Annotated in this window: 19 protein-coding genes, 2 tRNA genes and 2 riboswitches; of the genes, 8 read left to right on the plus strand and 13 right to left on the minus strand. The window is 61.8% G+C overall.

Annotation, left to right across the window (positions count from 1 at the left end):
• Positions 1-44 precede the first annotated feature (44 nt).
• Entirely contained in the window at positions 45-1,445 is a 1,401-nt protein-coding gene (gene mnmE / locus ACYQ2T_RS11555) for a tRNA uridine-5-carboxymethylaminomethyl(34) synthesis GTPase MnmE (RefSeq protein ID WP_459900715.1), read from the plus strand.
• 89 nt (positions 1,446-1,534) lie between these two features.
• On the opposite strand, the gene ACYQ2T_RS11560 is transcribed toward mnmE, so the two are convergent.
• Both ACYQ2T_RS11560 and ACYQ2T_RS11565 read right to left on the minus strand, forming a co-directional pair.
• The gene (locus ACYQ2T_RS11560; RefSeq protein ID WP_459900717.1) at positions 1,535-2,512 is read right to left on the minus strand and encodes a TVP38/TMEM64 family protein; all 978 of its coding nucleotides are present in this window, start codon (positions 2,510-2,512) and stop codon (positions 1,535-1,537) included.
• Between the two features lie 9 nt (positions 2,513-2,521).
• Complete coding sequence (locus ACYQ2T_RS11565; protein ID WP_459901623.1) at positions 2,522-3,247, minus strand: glycosyltransferase family 2 protein; 726 nt, start codon at positions 3,245-3,247, stop codon at positions 2,522-2,524.
• A gap of 90 nt (positions 3,248-3,337) precedes the next feature.
• On the opposite strand from ACYQ2T_RS11565, the gene ACYQ2T_RS11570 reads away from it, so the two are divergent.
• Both ACYQ2T_RS11570 and ACYQ2T_RS11575 read left to right on the plus strand, forming a co-directional pair.
• Positions 3,338-3,414 (plus strand) — tRNA-Met (locus ACYQ2T_RS11570).
• A 144-nt stretch (positions 3,415-3,558) separates the two neighbouring features.
• Positions 3,559-3,635, plus strand: a tRNA-Met gene (locus ACYQ2T_RS11575).
• A gap of 199 nt (positions 3,636-3,834) precedes the next feature.
• Here the strand turns inward: ACYQ2T_RS11575 and ACYQ2T_RS11580 are convergent.
• The 3 genes from ACYQ2T_RS11580 to ACYQ2T_RS11590 all read right to left on the minus strand — a co-directional run bounded on the left by ACYQ2T_RS11580 (position 3,835) and on the right by ACYQ2T_RS11590 (position 6,596).
• A complete protein-coding gene (locus tag ACYQ2T_RS11580) occupies positions 3,835-4,179 on the minus strand; it encodes an MGMT family protein (RefSeq protein ID WP_459900719.1) in 345 nt (114 codons plus the stop codon).
• 535 nt (positions 4,180-4,714) lie between these two features.
• Entirely contained in the window at positions 4,715-5,425 is a 711-nt protein-coding gene (locus ACYQ2T_RS11585) for an SIMPL domain-containing protein (RefSeq protein ID WP_459900721.1), read from the minus strand.
• A gap of 37 nt (positions 5,426-5,462) precedes the next feature.
• Positions 5,463-6,596 carry a hypothetical protein gene (locus ACYQ2T_RS11590; protein ID WP_459900723.1) on the minus strand — a complete coding sequence of 378 codons (1,134 nt, stop codon included), beginning with the start codon at positions 6,594-6,596 and terminating at the stop codon, positions 5,463-5,465.
• Positions 6,597-7,199: 603 nt separating this feature from the next.
• Between ACYQ2T_RS11590 and ACYQ2T_RS11595 the strand changes: the two genes are divergently transcribed.
• Complete coding sequence (locus tag ACYQ2T_RS11595; protein WP_404843642.1) at positions 7,200-7,583, plus strand: ferredoxin-thioredoxin reductase catalytic domain-containing protein; 384 nt, start codon at positions 7,200-7,202, stop codon at positions 7,581-7,583.
• Positions 7,584-7,670: 87 nt separating this feature from the next.
• On the opposite strand, the gene thiC is transcribed toward ACYQ2T_RS11595, so the two are convergent.
• From thiC to ACYQ2T_RS11630, 7 genes are all read right to left on the minus strand, one after another.
• Entirely contained in the window at positions 7,671-8,975 is a 1,305-nt protein-coding gene (gene thiC / locus ACYQ2T_RS11600) for a phosphomethylpyrimidine synthase ThiC (RefSeq protein ID WP_459900724.1), read from the minus strand.
• Between the two features lie 10 nt (positions 8,976-8,985).
• The gene (thiE, locus tag ACYQ2T_RS11605) at positions 8,986-9,636 is read right to left on the minus strand and encodes a thiamine phosphate synthase (RefSeq protein ID WP_459900726.1); all 651 of its coding nucleotides are present in this window, start codon (positions 9,634-9,636) and stop codon (positions 8,986-8,988) included.
• Positions 9,633-10,247, minus strand: a complete 615-nt coding sequence (gene thiF, locus ACYQ2T_RS11610; protein ID WP_459900728.1) for a sulfur carrier protein ThiS adenylyltransferase ThiF — start codon at positions 10,245-10,247, stop codon at positions 9,633-9,635. Before thiF ends, thiE begins: the two co-directional genes overlap by 4 nt.
• On the minus strand, positions 10,244-11,386 hold the full coding sequence (thiH, locus tag ACYQ2T_RS11615) for a 2-iminoacetate synthase ThiH (protein ID WP_459900730.1): 1,143 nt from the start codon (positions 11,384-11,386) through the stop codon (positions 10,244-10,246). The genes thiF and thiH overlap by 4 nt, the downstream gene beginning before the upstream one ends.
• Before the next feature lie 2 nt (positions 11,387-11,388).
• On the minus strand, positions 11,389-12,159 hold the full coding sequence (locus ACYQ2T_RS11620) for a thiazole synthase (RefSeq protein ID WP_459900732.1): 771 nt from the start codon (positions 12,157-12,159) through the stop codon (positions 11,389-11,391).
• Positions 12,160-12,164: 5 nt separating this feature from the next.
• Positions 12,165-12,365 carry a sulfur carrier protein ThiS gene (thiS, locus tag ACYQ2T_RS11625; RefSeq protein ID WP_459900734.1) on the minus strand — a complete coding sequence of 67 codons (201 nt, stop codon included), beginning with the start codon at positions 12,363-12,365 and terminating at the stop codon, positions 12,165-12,167.
• A gap of 177 nt (positions 12,366-12,542) precedes the next feature.
• Positions 12,543-12,654, minus strand: a riboswitch (TPP riboswitch).
• 86 nt (positions 12,655-12,740) lie between these two features.
• Positions 12,741-12,846: riboswitch (TPP riboswitch) on the minus strand.
• Between the two features lie 136 nt (positions 12,847-12,982).
• The gene (locus tag ACYQ2T_RS11630; RefSeq protein WP_459900736.1) at positions 12,983-14,221 is read right to left on the minus strand and encodes a dicarboxylate/amino acid:cation symporter; all 1,239 of its coding nucleotides are present in this window, start codon (positions 14,219-14,221) and stop codon (positions 12,983-12,985) included.
• 288 nt (positions 14,222-14,509) lie between these two features.
• Here ACYQ2T_RS11630 and ACYQ2T_RS11635 point away from each other — a divergent pair, with 288 nt between their 5' ends.
• The 3 genes from ACYQ2T_RS11635 to ACYQ2T_RS11645 all read left to right on the plus strand — a co-directional run bounded on the left by ACYQ2T_RS11635 (position 14,510) and on the right by ACYQ2T_RS11645 (position 20,906).
• On the plus strand, positions 14,510-16,315 hold the full coding sequence (locus ACYQ2T_RS11635; RefSeq protein WP_459900738.1) for an aldehyde ferredoxin oxidoreductase N-terminal domain-containing protein: 1,806 nt from the start codon (positions 14,510-14,512) through the stop codon (positions 16,313-16,315).
• 308 nt (positions 16,316-16,623) lie between these two features.
• A complete protein-coding gene (locus ACYQ2T_RS11640) occupies positions 16,624-17,859 on the plus strand; it encodes an ISL3 family transposase (RefSeq protein WP_459900740.1) in 1,236 nt (411 codons plus the stop codon).
• A 257-nt stretch (positions 17,860-18,116) separates the two neighbouring features.
• Positions 18,117-20,906 (plus strand): ABC transporter substrate-binding protein, encoded by a 2,790-nt coding sequence (locus tag ACYQ2T_RS11645; RefSeq protein WP_459900741.1) that lies wholly within the window; start codon positions 18,117-18,119, stop codon positions 20,904-20,906.
• Positions 20,907-20,994: 88 nt separating this feature from the next.
• Here the strand turns inward: ACYQ2T_RS11645 and ACYQ2T_RS11650 are convergent, their stop codons facing one another.
• The gene (locus ACYQ2T_RS11650) at positions 20,995-22,188 is read right to left on the minus strand and encodes a response regulator (protein ID WP_459900742.1); all 1,194 of its coding nucleotides are present in this window, start codon (positions 22,186-22,188) and stop codon (positions 20,995-20,997) included.
• Positions 22,189-22,384: 196 nt separating this feature from the next.
• Between ACYQ2T_RS11650 and ACYQ2T_RS11655 the strand changes: the two genes are divergently transcribed.
• Positions 22,385-22,585, plus strand: coding sequence for a hypothetical protein (locus ACYQ2T_RS11655; RefSeq protein ID WP_459900744.1), 201 nt, complete (start codon positions 22,385-22,387; stop codon positions 22,583-22,585).
• Positions 22,586-22,642: the final 57 nt, after the last annotated feature.

A 22,642-nucleotide genomic window follows, 5' to 3' on the forward strand; every position in this document is an offset into this window, starting at 1 on the left:
CCATGTGGCTTTGCAAATGGACCAGCCTCGCATATAACCCGCTCATGCAGAACAGCGCATCCATAAAGGACACCATAGCCGCCATCGCCACCCCGCTGGGGCAGGGCGGCGTCGGTATTGTCAGAGTCAGCGGCCCCCGCAGTAAAGACGTGGGGCGGACGCTCTTTCGTTCCTCTCGCGAGGATTTCGCGGACTTCAAGCCCTACCGCATGCATCATGGCTGGGCGCTCGACGAGCGGGGCGAGGCGCTGGACGAGTGCCTTGCGGTCTTCATGCCCGGTCCGGGATCGTATACGGGGGAGGACGTTGTGGAATTTCAGTGCCATGGCGGCCCTATGGTGGTTCGCGCCATTCTTGAGGCCGTGCTGGCGCAGGGCATCCGCGCCGCCAGCGCAGGGGAGTTCACCTACCGCGCCTTTGTCAGCGGCCGCATGGACCTGACGCAGGCCGAGGCCGTGGCCGAGATGATTGCCGCGCCCACGCGTGCGGGCATGACCTTGGCACAGGCCAAGCTGTCCGGCGCCCTTGGGCAGAAGGTTGCGGCCCTGCGCGCCCAGCTGGAGGAGCTTCGCGCCCAGCTGTGCGTTGCCGTGGACTTTCCTGACGAGGATATCGAATGCCTCAGCCCGGAGGAGTTCCTGACCGGAGTCAGCGCCGTCTCTGAGGCCGTGCGCGATATGCTGGAAAATTTCGAGCGCGACAGGTGCTGGCGCGAGGGCGCCTTCACCGTGCTGGCCGGGCAGGTCAACGCGGGCAAGTCCAGCCTCATGAATGCCCTGCTTGGGCGCGAGCGCGCCATCGTGACGGACATCCCCGGCACCACGCGCGACTATCTTGAGGAAGCCGTTAATCTGGACGGCCTGCCCGTGCGCCTTGTGGACACCGCAGGCATCCGCGAGACCGAGGACGCCGTGGAGCGCGCCGGACTGGAGCGTAGCCGCGACCTTGCCGCGCAGGCGGACCTTGTGCTTCTCGTGGTGGACCAGACCCGCGACGTGGCCGCCGAGGACGTGGACCTTGCCCAGCGCATTGGAATTGACCGCGTGCTGGTGGTGCTCAACAAGGTCGATATCGACTCCGCCGCGCCGGACGAAGGCCTGCAGGCCTCATGGTTCGCCGAGGCCGGGTTTGAGGTGGTGCCCATCTCCGCCAAGACGGGCAAGGGCCTGAACAGGCTGTGCGACCGCGTGCGCGAGCGTATTGTCGGGCGCAGCGGCGAGCCGGACGCCGGAGAAATTGTGCCCAACCTGCGCCAGTCGCAGGCCCTAGAGCAGGCCAATGCCGAACTCACGGCCCTTGCCGCCGACATCAGCGCAGGCATTCCCTACGACCTGCTGGGCGTTCGCCTTGAGGCCGCGTGCACCATCCTTGGCGAGATTACTGGTGAAATTGCCCCGGCTGACGTGCTCAATTCCATCTTCAGCAGCTTCTGCATCGGCAAGTAGCACGGGGCTGTATACCGCCCCAAGGCGTAAAAAAAGCAGGGTCATGCATCGCATGGTCCTGCTTTTTTGTGTGCTGTTGGGGGGGGAGATTAGGCTTCGCTGTCGGCCTCTTCGTCCGTGGCGTCTTCCATAACGCGTCCTGCGCGCTGGGTGCGGTACAGGCGGATGCCAATCCATGTGGAAATGACAAACAGCACCACGCTCAGCGCCACCTGCCACTGCCTGTCCACGTTAAAGCCGCTGCCAAGCAGGGCAAAGACGAGGTTCTGCGGGATGAATCCCAGAGCGGACCCCACAATGTAGGGCACTGCGCCAACGGACGTCACGCCCGCCAGCAGGTTCGTCAGCAGGTTGCTGCCCACAGGCATAAACCGGATGACCAGCGTGGTGCTCACCGTGTTGTGCGACAGAAAGCGGTCCACACGCCCAATCTTTTTTCCAAAGCGGCGCGAGACGTACGAGCGGCCAAAAAAACGCGCGTAAAAGAACGCCAGCGCGCAGCCCACCGTGGTGCCGGCCGTGCCCAGCAACGTGCCCATGACACTGCCGAAGGCGTAGCCGCCAAGGAAGCTGACCATCTGCCGGGGCAGGCCCACAGCTGTAAACAGCGAGGCCGCGCCAATAAACAAGGCGTATCCCGCAAGGCCGTGCCCGCGGACATGTGCGTCTATCCAGTGCTCGTCCATGGAGCCGCGCAGGTCCATGGCATTAAAGACCACGCCAATGCCCGCAAGAATCAGCAGCATGACGAGGCCTTTCACATAGGCGCGGGTGTGTTTTCGGGCCAAAAAGTCCTCCAGAACGGTTCCGGTACGGGGCCGGGAAGGCGAGCGGCGGCGGGCCGCCTGCATATGACGGATGGCAAAGGCCGCGCACACAAGGCACACGCCAACACCGCGGACGATGTCGCGTTCATATACGCTGACGCCCAGCGTCAGCGCCGCGCCGCAGACCATAGCGCCAAGAAGCAGGCGGCTGGAGCGCCCCATGACAAGGACACCGGCCACTGCCGCAATACACAGCAGCGAACCAACGGCCAGCGCCCACCATGACAGGCTCAGCACCATGCGCCCGAATTATTTCTGTTCTTTAATCGTGTAGTTGACGTGGCGCTTTTGCATCCACCGTACGGCAAAGAGGTCATACGAGGAAGCCACAAGGCGGTCCCACGTGCCGTACTTGCTCTCGCCGTGCTGGCGGTGGCGGTGGTTGACGGGAATCTCCACCACGGTTGCGCCCTGCATTTTCATAAGCGTGGGCAAAAAGCGGTGCATGCCCGTAAAAACAGGCAGGCGACGCGCCATGTCCGTGCGCATGGCCTTGAGGGAGCAGCCCGTATCGCGGACCGTTTCATTGGTCAGCTTGTTGCGCACGCCGTTGGCGATGATGGAGCTGATGCGCTTGACCATGGTGTCGCGGCGCGTGGCGCGCCAGCCAATAACCATGTCGGCGTCCTGCGTGATGAAGGTGTTCACCATCTTGGGCACGTCCGCCGGGTCATTTTGCAGGTCCGCGTCCATGGTGATGATGATGTCGCCCGTGGCGGCCGCAAAGCCCGCGCCAAACGCGGCAGACTGGCCGCAGTTGTGGGCAAAGGCCACATAGCGCACGTGCTCATCGTCCTGCGCAAGGTTTTTGATTACGGCAAGAGAATTGTCCGTGCTGGCGTCGTCCACAAAGACGACCTCCCACTCCAGAGCAAGGGGTGCAACTGCAGAGGTGATTTCCTTAAACAATATCGGGAGGTTATCTTCCTCGTTAAAAACGGGGATAACCATGGAGAGGCTTTGAATTTTGGTCATGACCGGACAGGGATAGTCAATTTGAAAAAAGTTGTAAATAGTGTTGACAATGACCTGCCCGCCGTATAGAAACTCATCTCTCGACAGCGTTGCGGGGTGGAGCAGCATGGTAGCTCGTCGGGCTCATAACCCGAAGGCCGTAGGTTCAAATCCTGCCCCCGCTACCAACACGATATCAAGAGCCTCAGGCTCCGGCCTGAGGCTTATTCTTGAATACTTGTCGAGACGGCACACGCAAAAAACGCCGCGATACGCGGAAAAAAGTTCTTGCATCTCAGTGCCACGGAGCGTAAAAGCTCCCCATACAGCGTTGCGGGGTGGAGCAGCATGGTAGCTCGTCGGGCTCATAACCCGAAGGTCATAGGTTCAAATCCTGTCCCCGCTACCAACGATTATTCAAGGACTCAGACTTTTGTCTGGGTCCTTTTTTCGTTGTTGCTTTGCGCGCCGTATTCCCGCGCACAGCGCGTCCTTTAGCGCGGGCGCCCTATATTTTCTCGTCTCCTTTCTTCCGCATTCCCTCTTTGCGTCTGTCTCCGAAAGGCCCTGTGCCACTGGCATGGAAGCGCGACAGGCAGGCCGCTACGTCATTCGTCATTCTCCAGCGCAAAATCCGCCGGGTTTGGCGTCCACAGGAAGACCTCAAGATTCACGCGCCCCATTTCGTCAACCTGCACGCCCTCGGCCTGAAGCGCTCGGCGCTGGGTTTCGTAGCCCGCTCCCGGGCGCAGCGAGATGCGGCCCTCGCGGTTGATAACCCGCTGCCACGGCAGGCCCTCCGTCTGCGACAGGGTATGCAAAACCCGCACGACCTGCCGCGCCCCTCGGGCATTCCCGGCAAGCCGCGCCACGCCGCCGTACGTCGCCACGCGTCCCCGTGGGATGCGGCGTATGACCTGAATAACCCGCCGCGTAAAAGGTCGGTGCGTCATCGTTTGGGTGCTCCTTTGCGTTCTCCTTGCTGGTTGTAGGGCGGGTGGGCGAGTGGCGCAAGGGGGCGGTGGTGCGAGGCGGTTTGTGCTCCGCAGGCCAAAGGGCCGTGGGCCCTTTGGAATCCCATTTGCGCACAGACCGGGCGGCCTTATATGGGACTGTCGTCACCCCTGACGGCTCCCGTCCGTGTAGATGGGGAATATTATTTGGGGGCGTTGGCGCTTCGTGAAGGGCGGTGAGAATCCCTGTTTAGGGTGTGGAGAAAAACAAGAGAAAGAAAAAGAGAAGACAAGAGGTCCCTCCCACCCCTATTTTCGGGGCGGCTTCCGCCCCGAAAATCCTGGGGATTCTCAAGGGTATCATACCCTTGAGCCGCCGGAGGCTCTCTTTATTTCTTTGCCCTTCGTCCTTTCAGGCCGAACGGGCGAAGAGTTCAAGCCGCCGAAGGCCCTCTTCCTCCCATTTTTTGCCCCAAAAAAAGGGCCGAAGCTCCAGCTTCGGCCCTTTTGTATAACGTCTGGCGTTCTCTGCGGGCTAATCTTTGAGGAAGTAGTCCACGGTGGTGACGACGCGCACCTTTTTGATTTCGGGGGTGTTGGCGTCGCGGTCGTTGATGGTGAAGAGGCCTTGGCGCGCACGGCGGATGCTGCCGACGGTGCTTCCGGAGTCCTTAGCGAACTGTTTGGCGGCGTCGCGGGCGTTTTGTGTGGCATCGGCGATCATGTCGGGCTTGATGCTGTTGAGCTGGGTGAAGCTGAACTTAGGCTGACCGCTGTAGTCCTGCACGAGGGCGACGCCCTTGGAGACGATGGCTCCGGCTTCGGCCATGGCGGCCTTGAGTTTGAGGACTTTATCGGTGCGCACGGTGATGCTGGCGCGCGCCGAGTAGCGGTTTTTGGGGACGTTGTTGGAGTACCCTTGGGCTTCGTGGTCGGTGATAACGGGCACGGAGCGGGAGATTTCGTCCTCGGAGAAGCCGCGCTCTTTGAGGAAAGCGGTGATGATGCCGCCGCCGTTGTCGAGCTTCTTTTGCAGTTGGTCGAGCTTGGGGGCGTTGAAGACGTAGACGATGGGCCAGATGGCGAGGTCGGCTTTCACTTCGCGCTCGGCAAGGCCTTTGACGGTGACATAGCGCTGTGCGGCCTTGATTTGCATCAGGCCGTTGCCGAGGAAGAATCCGGCAAGGGCGATGCCCACGGCGATGGTTGCGCCTAGAAGCAGGGCGGCGCTGCGGGAGTGGTTCATATCTGTCGTCCTTTGTCTGCTGGTGCAATGAAAACTGTCAGGAGTTTAGCCCCTGTGGGTGGCGAGGTAAAGCGCTGTCCGCATCAAGCGGCAACTGCCGCCACATATGGTGCAGCCCGGCAGCGGCAAAGGGTGCACACAGAGGGATAAGCGCCGCACGGTGCTGCCCTGTAGCTAGCGCGCCGAAAAACGCGGTCACAAGCACGAAGGCGCAGGCAATGAGGCCCCACGCCAAGGCAGGCTGGCGGCTTACGGCGCAGGGCACGCCGCGCAAGGTGAATCCCCAGAAGAGGACCAACAGCACGCCGCCACAGAGCAGGCCAACGACAAGGCCGGGAGCCGTGCCGATGAGCGTGTTGAGGCTTTCGGTCAGCGGCGCGCGTAGGAGTAAAAGCAGCACCCCGTCCGCTCCGTCGCGGACACCGACAAGCTCGGACGCATGGGCAAAGGCGGACTGCGCAAAAAGGGGCGCGCTGGCAAAAAATTCTGTTCCAGCGGGCGCGGGGGCAAGCGCATGGGCCGGGAGGTACGTCAGTGCCAGCACCGTCAACACCGCAGCACCCCCAAGTACCCGCCACGTTCGCCAGCCTTCGCCGCGCATGGCCGATACGGCGACACCAAGGGCCAGCGGAGCAAGCCAGACGGCTTCGCCGCGCAGCGTTCCGCTATAGGCAAAGAGGACAATGCCGCCCGCGATGGCCCGCGCGCGTCGCGTGGTCAGTCCCGTACTCAGGAGGAGCGCACCGCCTGCGATGCAGGCGGCCAGCAGCGCGTCCGGCGCGATGCGGCAGGCCGCAAGGGGAAGCGTCGGCAGGAAAAGCGCAAGGGCAAATGCCGCGTCAGCCGCGTCTGGTTCGTCCGGGACAAGCCGCTGTGTGAGGCCCGCGCACCAGTGCGCAGTGAGCAGCACAAGCCCCAGCTGCGTCGCCACAACCAGCGGCGCGAAGAGTCCGGTTTCGCCAACAGGGAGCAGCAGCGCCAAGAAGACCGCGTACCCCGGCGACGGCGCGCTGAGCACGGCCGCAGGCGCGGAGAACACCCCGCGCGCCGCGTCCACATGCGCGTGCGTCAGCGCCGTGATAGGAAAGGACGGCGACAGCGTTTCCAAAAGCACTAACGCGGCAGCACTCACAAGCAGGTAGGCGGCAGTCAGGCGCGCTCGTAAAGCCATGGCACTCCCAAATGGTCAAAGGAGAGAGGGGTATACTGCACTGTAGACCACTGCGCGCGCTGGCGCAACCGGGGGGACGGCATAACGGCGTTAGGTGGCAGGGAAGGGGGCCTTGTGTGGGTGGTTAGGCGTGGGTTTTTGTGCTCCGCAGGCCAAAGGGCCGTGGGCCCTTTGGAATCCCATGTGCGCACATGCCGGGTGCCTTTTTATGGGACAGTCGTCACCCCTGACGGCTCCCGTCCGTGTGGAGGGGGGAGAATTTTCTTTGGGGGGCGTTGGCGGTGCGAGATGGGCGGTGAGAATCCCTGTTGAGGGTGTGGAAGAAAACAAGACAAAGAAAAAAGAAGGCAAGAGAACCCGCCCGCCACCCCTATTTTCGGGGCGGCTTCCGCCCCGAAAATCCTGGGGATTCTCAAGGGTATCATACCCTTGAGCCGCCGGAGGCTCTCTTTATTTCTTTGCCCTTCGCCCTTTCAGGCCGAACGAGCGAAGAGCTCAAGCCGCCGGAGGCCCTCTTCTCTTCTCCGAAAAGTCTTGACCTTGACGGGCTGAACTGCTTGGACAACTCGTTGATACTGTCATCAAGCGATAAGGAGAACCACAGTGCCGAGCGACAAGAGCCTTGAACTCATCCGAAAGTATGTAGCGAAATACACTGCAAAGACCGGAACCTTCACGCATCCTGAGCCTGAGGTGACGGAAGCTGTTGTTCAGGGTCTTGCCGACCATATCGACACGCTTGGCAAGCCGCTGTGTCCGTGCCGTTTTTATCCGGACAAGCAGGAAGAGATAAAGCAGCGCACGTGGATTTGCCCCTGTGATGATATGCAGGAGTACAAGTACTGCCACTGTATGCTCTTTGTGGCGGAGAACGGTCTGCCCATTACGGAGCACCTGCCGGAGGACCATGACGGCAGGGCGGCGTACGGCGAGGTTGCCGACCCGGACCCGGAAAAGGCTCCGCGGTGTAAAAAGCGCTCCGAGTAGGCGCGACAATTTGGCATAAAACAGCCCCGGCTTCCATATGGAGCCGGGGCTGTCTGCGTTTTTGGGGATGGGGGCGAACGGGGCGGGCTATTTGGCCATGCCGAGTTCCTTGCCGTCCTTCACGCGCTTCATGGTGCGCACGGCGCACATTTTGCCGCACATGGAGCAGGAGTCCTCAACCTCGGGCTTGGAGGATTCGCGGAACTCGCGGGGGCGCTCCTCGTCGAGGGCGAGCTTAAACATCTTGCACCAGTCGAGGTCGGCGCGGGCGTGGGACATGGAGTCGTCCCAGTCGCGTGCGCCGGGGTGGTTCTTGGCGATGTCGGCGGCGTGGGCGGCAATCTGGGTGGCGATGATGCCTTCCTTCATGTCGTCGAGGTTGGGCAGGCGCAGGTGCTCTGCCGGGGTGACGTAGCACAGGAAGTCCGCGCCGGAGCCTGCGGCGATGGCGCCGCCAATGGCGGCGGTGATGTGGTCGTATCCGGGGGCAACGTCGGTGACGAGGGGGCCGAGCACGTAGAAGGGCGCGCCGTGGCACAGGCGCTTTTCCATCATGACGTTGCCGGGAATCTCGCCCATGGACATGTGGCCGGGGCCTTCAATCATCACCTGGACGTTGCGCTCCCATGCGCGCTTGGTCAGCTCGCCAAGGGTGATCAGCTCTTCAACCTGGCAGGCGTCGGTGGCGTCGTGCAGGCAGCCGGGACGGCAGCCGTCGCCAAGGCTGAGGGTGACGTCGTACTTCTCGCAGATTTCGAGCAGCCGGTCATAGTGCTCGTAGAAGGGGTTCTCCATGTCGTTCTGCTTCATCCATGCGTAGAGCAGGGAGCCGCCGCGGGAGACGATGCTGGTGATGCGGTCCGTCTTGTCGAGGCGCTCGGCAGCGGCGCGGTTCAGGCCTGCGTGAATGGTGAGAAAGTCCACACCGTCTTCAACGTGGCGCTGCACCACGCGGAAGAATTCGTCCACGCTGATGTCCTTGAGCTCTTTGTCATAAAAGCCGACGGCGTCGTACATGGGCACGGTGCCGACCATGGCGGGGGACATCTCCACAAGGCGGGTGCGGAATTCCTGCGTTTTGCCAAAGCAGGACAGGTCCATGATGGATTCGGCCTTGAGGTTCAGGGCGTGGCGGACTTTTTCCAGCTCCAGTTCCACGTCGTTGGCGTCCTTGGAGATGCCGAGGTTGACGTTGACCTTGGTGCGCGTGCCTTCGCCCACGCCCTCGGGGGAGATGCTGGTGTGATTGACGTTGCAGGGGATGATGACGGTGCCTTTGGCAAGACGCTCCATAAGGTCGTCCAAGCGCATGTGTTCCTTTTCGGCAACGGTCTTCATCTGCTCGGTGACGATGCCTTTGCGGGCGGCGTCCATCTGGGTGGTGTAGCTCATGGGGTGCTCCTTAGGCGTCCGCCATGTGGCGGCGGATGGTGTCGATGGTGTGTGGAATGTCCTTGGCTGCAACAATTTCGGTGACCATGGCAACGCAGCGCGCCCCGCGGCGGACCACGTCCGCAACGTTGTGCGCCTTGATGCCGCCTATGGCCACAAAGGGAAGCTCTGCGTTGGCGGCGGCCCATTCCAGATAGGTCAAGCCGACGGGGTCGCAGACGTCTTCCTTGGTGAAGGTCTTGAAGATGGGGCCAACGCCGATGTAGTCCGCGCCGTCGGCCTTGGCCTTTTGGGCTTGCTCCGGGGAGTGGGTGGAAACGCCAATGGCGACGTGCTCGCCAACAAGCTGGCGCACGGCGGCGACGGGCAGGTCGTCTTGACCAATGTGCACGCCGTCCGCGCCTGTGAGGACGCCGAGGTGCACGTCGTCATTGACGATGAAGGCCGCGCCCGCTTCGCGCGTTATTTGGCGCAGGGCGAGGCATTCCTCGTACTTGTCGCGCATGGATTTGGACTTTTCGCGGTACTGGACGAGGCTGACGCCGGCGGCCAGCATGTCCCGCACCACGTCGATAGTGCTGCGTCCGCCGGAGAACTTTTCTGCTGTGAGGCAGTAGAGGTCCGTGTCCAGAATGGTGCTTCGGGTGATGGGGCGTGTCATGCATGCTCCTTAAGGAAATGGGCGAGAACGAGGCCCGCCTGTTTGGCTGCGGCGATGCCGACGCCCGGTGAGAGAGGCGGGGCGTCTGGTCCGGCTTCGTCGCCGCCGTCGCCGACGATGTGCAGGTCCGGGCGCACGGTGCGGATGACGATGGCGTCGTTGTTGCCGCACCCGGCAATGCCGCTGGCGCCGACATAGAAGACGCCGCGTGGCAGCAGGGTTTCGGCCAGCATGGCTTTGGCCGCGGCATCGTCAAGGCACTCCACAACGGCGTCGCAGTCCGCAAAGACCTCGGCGGCAGTGTGGGGGGCAAGGGCGCGGTGCTCCAGCCGCAGGTGCAGTTCCGGATTGATGGCGCGGAGGTTTTCGGCCAGCGCGTGGGTCTTGGGCTGGCCAATTTGCCGCGCGAAGAAGAACTGCCGGTTCAGGTTGGAGGCTTCCACGCTGTCATGGTCGCACAGCACAAGGGAGGCGAAACCGCTGCGCACAAGGTGCATGGCGCAGTTGGAGCCGAGTCCGCCGCATCCGGCGATGCCGACGCGCACCCGGTAGAGGCGGGCGAGGGCGGTGGCGCCGATGTGGCTGGCGATGCCGTGCAGGGTGTGGTTCATGCGGACCACCGCCTTTGGCTTGGCGCGGCGATGGGTTCCCAGTCCTTAAAAACGGGCTGGTAGCCGCGCGCGCGGAGCATGGCCGTGAACTCGTCAAGGCTGCGGTCGTCGGAAATCTCGAACTGACCGGTCTCCTTGGCGTCGTCACCTTCGGCGTGGCCGCCCACGGCTGTGCTGACCCCGGCGCTCATCTTGGTGACGCCAAGGGGCAGGATGTTGTCGCGGAACTCCGGCGTCTCGCGCGTGGAGACCGTGATGCCGACAGAGGGCAGGAAGATGCGCTGGGCCAGCATTATCTGCACAAGCTCGGCGTCTCCCACCTTGCTGGCGGGTTGGTAGGCTCCGGCGTGGGGGCGCATGCGTGGCAGGGAGATGGCAATGTCCGTCCCCGGGTATTTGTGCTGGAGGTACTGGGCGTGCAGGCCCGTGGTGTAGGCCTCGCGCCGCCAGTCAGCGGCAAGGCCGAGGAGCGCTCCAATGTTCACCACGCGCAGGCCCGCGCGGCATCCGCGCTCCGGCGCATCCAGACGGAAGCTGAAGTCGCGCTTGGGACCGGCGGGGTGCAGGCGCTCGTAGAGGGTTTGGTCGTAGGTTTCCTGAAACATGGTCAGGCCATCTACGCCAGCGGCGGCGAGGCGGGAATATTCGTCATCCGTGAGGGCGTAGACCTCAATGGCGACGGACGGGAAGATGTCGCGCAGGATGCGCGTACAGTCCTCAAGGTAGTCCACGCCAGCCTTGGCCGGGGATTCACCTGTGAGGATGAGCAGTTGGCGCTGGCCCGTGGCCGCAATGGCCTCGCCTTCGGCGCGGACCTCATCCAGCGTCAGCCTGCGGCGGTGGATGCCGGTTTTGGCGTTGAATCCGCAATAGACGCAGTGGTTGGCGCAGAAGTTGGACAGGTAGAGCGGCGTGAAGATTTGGACGGTCCGCCCAAAGTGCCGCTGGGTGATGCTTTGGGCCTTGCGGGCCATATCCTCCAGCAGGCCGCTGGCCGCGGGGGAAAGCAGGGCGAGGTAGTCCTCGGCCGTGATGGTCTGCTTGGCAAGGATGCGCCGGATATGGTCTTCGTCCGCGGCCGCAAAGGTGGCTTCCAGCTCGGCGTCCTGCGCATGCTGGCAGATTTCGGCAAAGGACATGGCTAGCCCTCCAGAAATCCGGTCAGCGGTGAGGAGGCCGTGGCGGTTTCGCGCAGCGCGCCCTGTCCGGCAAGGTAGGCGGCGCGTCCGGCGCGCACGGCCTCGCCAAAGGCGCGGGCCATCATGACGGGGTTGGCGCTGGAGGCGATGCCCGTATTCACAAGGCAGGCGTCCGCGCCCATTTCCATGGCCTCGCAGGCGTGGGAGGGCTTGCCGAGGCCGGCGTCCACGACGATGGGCAGGTCAATTTCCTCGATGAGGATGCCGATCATCTCGCGCGTTTGCAGGCCGCGGTTGGTGCCGATGGGCGCGCCAAGGGGCATCACCGCCGCCGCGCCCGCGCCCACAAGGTCGCGCGCAACGTAGAGGTCCGGGTTCATGTAGGGCAGCACGGTAAAGCCGTCCTTCACAAGGCGCTCCGTGGCGCGGGCCGTTTCGTAGCCATCGGGCAGCAGGTTGCGGCTGTCGGAGATGACTTCAATTTTGATCCAGTCGCCACAGCCTGCGGCGCGCGCAAGGTGGGCGATGCGCACGGCCTCGTCGGCGTTTCGCGCGCCGGAGGTGTTGGGCAGCAGCTGCATGGTGCTGGGGATGTGGTCCATGACGTTGCCGGTGCCCGCGCCAAAGTCCACGCGCCGAAGCGCTACGGTGATGACGCTTGCGCCGGACGCCGCGGCGACCTCGGGGATAAGGGCGTCGTCGCCATATTTGCCTGTGCCGATGAACAGACGGCTCTCAAGCTGAACGCCGCCGATGGTCAGTGTCTCCGTCATTGTCTTCATCCTCCTCCGACAAAGCGCAGCACTTCCATGTGGTCGCCGTCGGCGAGGGCTGTGCTGGCGTAGTTCTCACTCGGGATAATGGTCCTGTTCAGCTCCACAACGACGGTTTCGGGCGCAAGGCCGCGCTCCGTCAGCAGGCTGAGGATGGTGGACCCATCCGCGCAGGGGGTGGATTGTCCGTTGAGTGTGATGGTCATGTGTTCCCTTCCCGTTTCGGGTTGTGAGTACCGGCCGTGGACCGAAGCAGTGCTTCGGCGCTTTTCCCACGTTGTCCGGTGGCCGCGAGTGCAGAAGGGAGGGAGTGTGACGCCCGGAGACAGACGCCCCGTGAAAAGCAGACAAGCCTCCCACGGGGGGAGGCCTGTCTGCATCGGTGATGCTGGCTGACGCTTCCCTCCGGCGGTATGAACCGCATCAGGTTCTAAGGGTCGGAAAACGCCTGTGTTTCCCATCTCAGCCCCGTCAGGAGCCCCCCTAGCGTCTGAGGACCGGTGCAAGAAGCCCGGTACGCAGATATATACGAGCAGTGGCGCAAAAAAAACGTCCGCCGGGAGGCGGACGTCGAGTGGTGTGCAAACGATGACCGGCTTCCCTCCGGCAGTGTAAGCTGCGTCAGGTTCAAAGGGTCGGAACGCGGTTCCATCTCAGCCGCCTAACGCGGCCCCCCTAGCTCGTAAAACTGACGCTAGGGGAAATTGCGCGCGCTGTAAAGCGGCGGCAGTGAATTTCTTGTTCAGCTGACCAATGCCAAAGAAAAAGCGCCCCCACCGTGTGGCGGGGGCGCTGGAGTATCCGAGAAAAGACCGTGTGGCGTTTAGGCTTCGGCCACCACGGGTTCTTCTTCAAGCTGGTCAAGTGGCGTGCGCGACATCTCGCGGTCCAGGTCGCCCTCCAGAGAGGCAATGACCACACCGGCGGTGTTGTCGCCCACAACATTGGCGAGGGTGCGGAACATGTCCAGCACGCGGTCAATGCCCGCCACAATGGCGATGCCTTCCAGCGGCAGACCAACGGACTGCAGCACGAGGGTCAGCATGATAAGGCCGCTGCCGGGGATGCCGGCGGTGCCGACGGAGGCCAGCACGGCGGTGAGCACAACCGTGGCCTGCTGGACCACAGTCAGGTGCACGCCGCAGGCGTCGGCCACGAAGATGGCGCCAACGGCCTGATACATGGCCGTGCCGTCCATATTGATGGTCAAAGCCAGCGGCAGGGTGAAGCCGGAGATTTTCTCCGGCACGCCAAGCTGCTTCTGGGCGCGCATGGAGAAGGGGAACGCCGCGGCGGAGCTGCACGTGGAGATGGCGACCAGCGCAGGCTCCAGAACCTTTTTGAGGAACTGGATGGGAGAGATGCGCGCGACAAGGCCCACGATGGCGCTGTAGGAAACGAGAATGTGCAGGAAGCACGCCGTCGCCACAGCAAGGATGATCTTCACCAGCGGCAGCAGGATGTCTGCGCCGTACTTGCCCGCGGTCCACGCGATGAGGGCGAAGATGCCGATGGGGGCCATGTTGATGATGATGTCCGTCAGCTTGAGCATGACATCAGCAAGGGACTGGAAGAAATTCGCGACCGGGCGGCCTTTTTCGCCACTGGCGGACAGGGCCGCGCCAAACAGCAGTGCAAAGACGATGACCTGCAGCGCCTTGCCGTCTGCCAAAGCGGCGATGGGGTTGGTCGGCACCATATTCACCAGCATGCCGGACAGGGTGACGGCCTCTGCCTTTTTGATGCTGTCTACGGAGCCGATGGTCAGGCCTGCACCGGGGTGCATCAGGTTGGCGACCAGCAGGCCGATGCTGACGGCGATGGCGGTGGTGAAAATGAAATAGATGAGGGTTTTGACGCCAACGCGCCCAACTTTTTTGATGTTGCCCGCGCTTGCGACGCCGTTGACCAGCGTGGCGAGGATGAGGGGCATCACGATGAGTTTCAGACACCGGATGAAGATGTCGCCGATGGGCTTAAGGACGGTGGCGTCCTCTCCAAAAATAAGGCCCGCCCCAAGGCCCAGTGCAAGGCCAAGGACAATCTTGTGATACAGTTTCATGACGTTTCGCTCCTCCCGATCGGAATTGGTCTCCCGCGCGGTACTCCCCCCCGGCGGGGCAAGGCTACAGACAATGAATTACCCTGTTTGTCAAGCCCGGCGTGGCCTCCGCGGTGGTTCTGTAGCAGTCAAAAGTTAGCTATTATCAGGCACATATGGAAAATTTGCGGTATCATTAGCCGTCTTTTTGTATATTGACAGCATGAGCGTTCTCGGGGAAAACCATTTCCGCTTCTTGTGCATTCCCGGTGCACCCCCATTTTTCCCAACCTTGAGGCCGCTCCATCCGTGTCAAACACCACGTTTCATCCGCGACAGCAGTTTCGCATTCTCAATGTCTCCCTCACGCAGGGGACGTTTGCGTGTGATATCGCGCATGACGTTGCCGTGCATCTGGGGGGCAGCGGGCTTGCGGCGGCCATATTTTCGCAGCACGGGTGCATGGGCCAGCCCGCGCGGCATCCCGACCAGCCCCTGATTTTCGCCATTGGCCCGCTGACCGGGCGCTTTCCCATGATGACCAAGGTCGTCTGCGGCTTCATGTCGCCCTATCACGGCCAGTACACGGAATCTCACGCCGGGGGGCGGCTGGGTATGTGCATGGCCCGCGCCGGATGGGACGCCATTGAACTGCGCGGCGTTGCCGAAGGCCCCGTGATGCTGCGCATCGACCCAGACGGCTGCCGCGTTGTGCCCGCTCCCGAGCTTGCGGGGCTGGATACCTTTGCCACGGAGCACGCCGTCAAGGCCCGTCTCGGCGCGGACGCCCAGCGCGCGTCCATATGCTGTATTGGTCCCGCTGCCGAGACCGGGTGCACCTACGCCTGCGCCACCGTGGACACCTATCGCCACTTTGGGCGCATGGGAGCCGGGCGCGCCCTCGCCCTCAAAGGCATTAAAGCCATAGCCGTGGTCGGCGCGCGCCGCGTGTCCAAGCCCGCCAGCGCCGAGTACAAAGCCGTCTTCGCCCGCCTCAGCCGCGAGTGCGCGACCTCGCAAGCCACGAGCAAGTACCGCGGTCCTGGCACCGCAGGTATTGTGGAGTCCATCAACGCCCTTGGCGCGCTTCCGTGGCGGAACCTTGAGGACAGCACGGACACCGGAGCCGAGCATATTTCCGGCGAGGCCTTTTTGCGCGACATTTGCGTGAGTAAGCGCTCCTGCGCTGGGTGCACCGCCGCCTGCATTCACCTCGGGCGCGTCACCACGCCCTACAATGGCGCGCCAACGGATCCGCAGTCCATCAGCTACGACTACGAGCATATTTTCGCCCTTGGCTCCATGCTGGGCATTACCGACCCGCACGCCGTCATGGGGCTGATTTTGTCCGTGGAGCGGCAGGGGCTGGATATCATGAGCACGGGCGGCTGTTTGGCGTGGGCCACCGAGGCCACGGAACAAGGCCTCATCTCCGCCACGCAGACCGTGGTGCCCCTCGCCTTTGGCAACGCCCCGGCCTACGCCGAGGCCATCGCCATGCTCGGCTGCGCCTACAATGAGTTCTACCGCGTGCTCGCGCGCGGCGCCGCCCATGCCGCTGCTGTCTACGGCGGCGGGGATTACGCCTGCGTTCTGGGGCAGGAAATGTCCGGCTACGCCACAGGCGAGGTATTCTTTGCCGCGCAGGCCCTCAATTTTCGGCATTCGCACCTCGACAATCTCTGCTACTGCTACGACTACGAGCACTTTGAGCGCGACGCCAAGGCCGCTGTGGACGTTCTCATGGCCGACGAACGCCGCAGGACGCTCGTCAACTGCATGGTCGGCTGCATGTTCGGCCGAAAAATCTACACCGCCGACGTCTTCGCCGACTGCATGCGTCTGCTTGGCTATGACGCCACCGCCGACAGTCTCGACGCCGCCGCCGACGCCGTGCAGCGCCATCGCTGGACGCTGCGCCTGCAGTCCGGCTACGACCCCAGAACCGTGCGCATCCCCAAGCGCTTCTCCAAAGTTGTCACCGCCCGCGGCCCCGTCGACCCCGCCTACATGGACGCCGTCCGCTCCACCTACGCTGCCGCCATTCTCGATATGGGTGGCGGAGTGCCACAGCCCAGCGCCGCCGCCGAAAGTGCGGCGGAAGAGCTGGTGTAGGAGCGAAGAGCGAAGAGCGAAGAGGGCCTCCGGCGGCTCAAGGGTATGATACCCTTGAGAATCCCCAGGATTTTCGGGGCGGAAGCCGCCCCGAAAATAGGGGTGGCGGGTTCTCTTGTCGTCTCTTTTTCTCGATTACTTTCACATCCCGAACAGGGATTCTCACCGCCCTTCACGCAGCGCCAACACACCCCCAAAAAAATGGTTCATCTCCCAATTCCGGGGGAAACATAAAAAATTGAGGACAACGGAAACCCTCAGTAATCTCGATAGTTGCACAACAGACGAGAACTACAAGGAGGGCACCGTTGTCCAAGGGCAAGATTACCCGGTTGTTGGGAGACTGGAAAGGGTATCGTGTTGGAACTGTTCAGCGCCTTGAAGCCAGCGAAGCTCGGAAGCACCCCGAAGTCTGGATCGAGTTGATTCCAATCAGGCGAAGGCGAATGAGATGCAGCGGGTGCGGCAGGCTTGTCTGCGCAGTTCACGACTATGTCGAACGCTGGGTTCGTGACTTGCCTGTATTCGACACGGCAACGCATTTGCTCGTTCTCCGGCGTCGGGTCCATTGTCCCGTCTGTGGACCAAAGCTGGAGCAGCTTCCTTGGCTCGACAGGTATTCGCGTGTCACAAGGCGGCTGGCCGAGTCCGTTGTTCGGCTCTGCCGCATACTTCCCATTAAGCACATCGCGGAATGCTACGGCTTGAACTGGAAGACCGTGAAGACAATCGACAAGCGGTACCTAACGGAAAAACTCAATCCCATTGACTTGAAAGGCGTCAAGGTTGTCGCAATGGATGAGTTTGCCATCCGCAAAGGACATCGCTACGCCACGATTATCGTCGAGCCTTACACCAAGCGGGTTCTGTGGGTAGGAAGAGGCAACAGCCGGGAGAGCATCCGACCATTCTTTGAACTGCTTGGCCGTGATGGTTGTGCCCGAATTGAGGCCGTTGCAATGGACATGAACGGTGCGTATGCCGCCGAGGTGAAGGCGCAATGCCCGAAAGCCGAGATCGTCTACGATCTGTTTCATGTCGTTGCCAAGTATGGCCGAGAAGTAATCGACCGCGTCCGAAACGATGAGGCCAATCGCCTCAATCATGACAAAGACGCCCGTAAGGTTGTCAAAGGCTCACGATGGCTGCTCCTGCGCAACAGGCGGAATCTCATGCGACAGGAAGATCGAATCCGGCTCTATGACCTGCTTCGAGCCAACAAAAATTTGATGAAGGTTTATATCCTCAAGGAGGATTTGAAGCGACTCTGGGACTACCGATACTCCAAAGCTGCCAAGCGGTTTTGGAAAGGTTGGTACCGCCGCGCCATGCAAAGCCGAGTCGAGCCGCTCATTAAATTCGCTAAGCGCCTCAAATCCTACATCTCGGGCATTATCTCACACTGCCGATATCCGCTACACACCAGCCTACTCGAAGGGATCAACAACAAGATCAAGGTGATCAAACGGATGGCCTACGGCTTTCTCGACGACGAGTACTTCTTTCTCAAAATCAGAGCAGCCTTCCCCGGAATTGGGAGATGAACCAAAAATCTCCCCCCTCCACACGGACGGGAGCCGTCAGGGGTGACGACTGTGCCATAAAAAGGCACCCGGCCTGTGCGCAAATGGGATTCCAAAGGGCCCACGGCCCTTTGGCCTGCGGAGCAAAAAAACGCTTCACCTTCCTTCTCTCGCCGTACCTCTCTGCTCGCCCCCGCCCAAAATATCCTCGTGAGTATACGCCTTCTGTGTTGTCTGCTATTCTGATGTGGAGTTCTGTCCTGTGCGGAGAGGAGTATATGCAGAGACGGCGATGGACAATGACGGCGTGGAGCGTATGGCTGGTGCGGGCGTGCTTTGGCGCGCTGACTGTGGCGGCCATTGTGTTGTGCCTTTGGGCGCTCCCTTCTGCGGCGCAGGACAAGGTGGTGTTGCAACTGAAGTGGCACCACCAGTACCAGTTTGCGGGGTACTATGCCGCGCAGAAGCTGGGGTATTTTACGGAGGAAGGGCTGGATGTTGAGCTTCGCGCGGGCGGTCCGGGCATATCGTTTGTGGACGAGGTGACCGAGGGGCGCGCCCAGTACGGCGTGGCGACGGCTGAGCTTATACTGGATTTTATCAACGACTCGCCGGTGAAGCTGGTGGCGGCTATTTTCCAGCACAACCCGTTTGTATTCATTGCCCGGAGCGATTCGGGGATTATTAGCCCCAAGGACCTCGTGGGGCGCAGGGTGATGGTGCCAAGTGGGCTGCCGCTGAGTCTTGTGCTGATGCTAATGAAGGAAGACGTGAGCATCCAGCAGTTGGAGCTGGTCCCGGGGTCTGGGCAGATGGACGCTCTGGCGGACGGCAGTGTTGACGCGGTGGTGGCGTATAGCATTGATGCGCCCCATGCGCTGCAAAAGCGGGGGATTCCGGTGACGATGCTGCACCCGCGCGATTATGGGGTGGACACGTATGGCGACTGCCTGTTCACGAATGTGGACGAGGCGCAAAACCACCCGGAGCGGGTGCGGCGGATGCGCCGGGCTGTGGTGCGGGGCTGGGAATATGCGGTACATCACGTGGATGAGATGGTGGAGTATATCCGCGAGCAGTACTTGCCCAATGCGCAGGTGCAGCGCCTGCGGTATGAGGCGGAGAGCCTGCGCGCGCATATCCAGCCGAATATCATTCCCATAGGAACGGTCTCTCCTGAGCGCTTGGAGCGCCTGCGCCGGGATATTGTGAGCGCGGGGCTGGTGAAGCCGGATGTGTCGCTGGATGGGTTCGTGTTTCCTCTGCGCAATGAATTGCTGTCGCGGCACCGAAACCTCTTTGTTGGGGTCTTGGTGCTTGTTGGTGCTGGCGTGTTTCTTCTGCTGTGGTTCAACTGGCGGCTGAAGCGGGGCATAGCGCGGCATACGCGGCGTCTGGAGCAGGCCAATGACATGTTGCTGGCGGAGATTGGCGAGCGCGCGGCGGCGGAGGACGCCCTGCGGCGCAGCGAGGCGAAGTTCCGCGCCCTGTTCGACCAAACGTACCAACTGTGCGCTATTATTTCGCCGGAGGGCGTGGTGCAGATGGTGAACCAAACCGCGCTGGATTTTGTAGATGACGAGGCGGAAAACATTGTAGGGAAACCGTTTTGGGATACGCCGTGGTGGCGGCACTCCGAGGCGGAGCGCGAGCGCGTGCAGGAAGGGCTGCTGTTGGCGCGGCAGGGGCGCGTTATCCGTGACGAGGCCGAACATATGGATGTGCGGGGCGAGTTGCGGGTTATTGATTTTTCGTTGAAGCCCATTTCGGATTCGGACGGCAAGGTGGTGTACATCCTTGCCGAGGGGCGCGACATCTCGGAGCGCAAGCGCGCTGCGGAGGAATCGCGTCGCCTGCGCAAGGTGCTGCAGGATGTGGTGGATTCACTGGAATCCATGCTGGTGGCCGTGGACAAGGACCTGCGGCTGACGCTGTGGAACCGCAAGGCTGTGGAAAATATGAAGGGCAAACCGCTGCGGCAGGGCATGGAGTTGCAGGAGGTCCTGCCGTACGTGTCGCCGTGGCTGGAGTTTGTGCATGGCGTTATAGCCAGTGGCGAGCCCTACCTTGAGTCCGGCGTTGCCGTGGACCATGAGGAGCGCTTTGTGGACCTTGCCATGTACCCCTTGGCGGGCGGTCAGGGCGCAGTGGTGCATGTGGACGATGTGACGGAGCGTGTCCGCCTGCAGCAGATGATGATCCAGACCGAGAAGATGATGAGCGTTGGCGGGCTGGCGGCGGGCATGGCGCATGAAATCAACAACCCGCTGGGCATCATTTTGCAGAGCGGGCAGAACCTGCGGCGGCGCTTTCAGGAGGACCTGCCCGGAAATACGCGCGTGGCCGAACGTTTGGGCCTCGATTTGGGCCTTGTTGGGCAGTATATGGAGGCGCGCGGCATCGGCAAATACCTCGACGGCATTGCGGAGGCAGGGGAACGCGCGGCGCGCATTGTGAGCTCCATGCTCAAATTCAGCCGCCGCTCCGAGGAGGACATGAGCCGCAACGATTTGCACGACCTGCTGGACGGGGTGCTGGAGCTTGCCGCTAGCGATTATGATCTTAAAAAGAAATATGATTTTAAACAGATAGAAATACGGCGGGAGTACGCAGACGACCTGCCGCGTATTGTCTGTTCGCGAAATCAGATGGAGCAGGTGTTCTTGAATATCGTCAAGAATGCGGCAGAGGCCCTTGGTGAAGGCACCTCGGACAATAATCCGCCCACGATTAGTCTGCGTACGGGTACGGCGCGCGGGGCGGTGTTTGTGGCTATTTCGGATAATGGCCCCGGCATGGACGAGGCCACGCGGCGCAGGGTTTTTGAGCCGTTCTTTACCACCAAGGCGCCGGGGCAGGGCACAGGGCTTGGGCTGTCCGTGGCGTATTTTATTGTGACCAGCACCCATAATGGCGTGTTCCGCGTGAGCACCCGTCCGGGGGGCGGCACGGTGTTTACTGTGGAATTGCCGGTACGCGCCCTTCGTGATGAAGAGGGGGCAAACGGTGATGATGACGAAAGGGGCGGGCAGGGGAGCGGAGCGAGCGGCGTGGACTTGAAGCTGTAGAGGGCTGGAGCCGCACCCGGGGCAATGGCCCGGTGGGGCACAAGGATGACACCGCGAGAGCGGTGTTTTTTTGTGGCAAATGGGGGGATTAGGACGGGGTAGAGGCTCGCCCGGTGTGCTGAATGTCCTCGTCGCTGTCGTCGGGGTAGGCTTCGCGGATGGCGAGCATGTCGTCCATGATGGTGAAGAAGATGTTCACCAGCTTGGGGTCGAAGAGAATGCCGCTGTTGTCGCGGAAGTAGTCGCCAATGCTTTTGATGGACCACGGGTCCTTGTAGACGCGCTTGGACAAAAGGGCGTCGAACACGTCGGCAATGGCCCCAATGCGGCCGTAGAGGTGGATTTCCTCGCCTGCGAGGCCCTGGGGGTAGCCGGAGCCGTCCCAGCGTTCATGATGCTGGTAGGCGAGGATGGCGGCCGCGCGCATGATGCGCTTGGGCGAGGCGTTGAGGATGGCGTAGCCGATTTCCGTATGCTTTTTGATGACTTCGTATTCCTCGGCGGTGAGGCGGTCTGGCTTGAGGAGGATGGAGTCCGGGATGCCGATTTTCCCGACGTCGTGCATGGGGGCGACCATGCGGATCATACGGGCTTCCTCTTCATCCAGTCCTGCGCCCTTGGCGAGGAGGTAGGTGAATTCCGCCATACGGCGGACGTGGTTGGCGGTTTCCTTGGAGCGGGTTTCCACCACTTCGCCAAGGATGAGGATGATTTCCTTCTGGGAGTCGAGGATTTCCTGCCGCTGCTTGGCAAGGGCCTTTTCGGCGCGGATGCGCTCCAGCATTTCGGTTTTGAGCTGGGCGGTGCGCTGCTGCACTTCGCGTTCAAGGTGCTCATGATACAGGCGGTTCTCGCGCAGCAGGCGGGCGCGTTCCAAGGCCTTGTCGATGGCGTGGGCAAGGACGGCCATGTCCTCAATGGGCTTGGTAACGTAGTCCCATGCGCCGCGGCGCAGCGCCTCGATGGAATCTTCCAAAACCCCGGTGCCGGAGACGACAATGATGGGCGTTTCCGGGCTTTCCTTGGTGATGTTGGAGAGTACCGCCAGCCCGTCCACCTCGGGCATGCGCAGGTCCACAAGGATGATGTCCGGCGTACGCTCGCGAAAAACCTCCAGCCCGACGCGGCCGTTTTCTGCCTGCAGGACGTTGTAGCCGCTATCTTCAAGATAATCGCCGATGCTTTGGCGGATCATCTCTTCATCATCGATGCAGAGAATGGTGGCCATGGCTTCGGACATGAGCGGGTCATGCTGCGGGGTATGCCGGGATGAAGGGTCCATGGTTCTCCGAATGGGCTTTGGGGAGTGGTTTTATAGTGTATATGTACCTTCTTTGGTGGGTGCGGGCAACTCCCAGACGCGCAGGAAGGGTGGCCGCGCGCGGAAAAACACCAAAATGCAACGCATCCGCCACAGAAAAAATACTGTTTTGGCGGTGGGTTCTGTCTTTACCACCGCACAAGGAAGAGGTATAGCCATGGGCATTATGAGTGTACTTCTTCAACGCTATTGCCCCAATTGTGGCGAACAGACCTACCAGCGCTACCATTGCTGCCTGAAGGAGAGGTTCACCTCCCGCTCGTACCGTGTTTGCGAAAAGTGCCACGCCAAAATCTTTGAGGACGGCACCTGCGAACGCCCCCAAGAGCGCGAGATGGACCTGCCCACGCCGTGGTAGGCTGAAAATCCGTCCTTTTCCCCGGCACGCGTCTCATCTATACTCTCGCGGCGAATC

The organism is Desulfobaculum senezii (assembly GCF_054657395.1).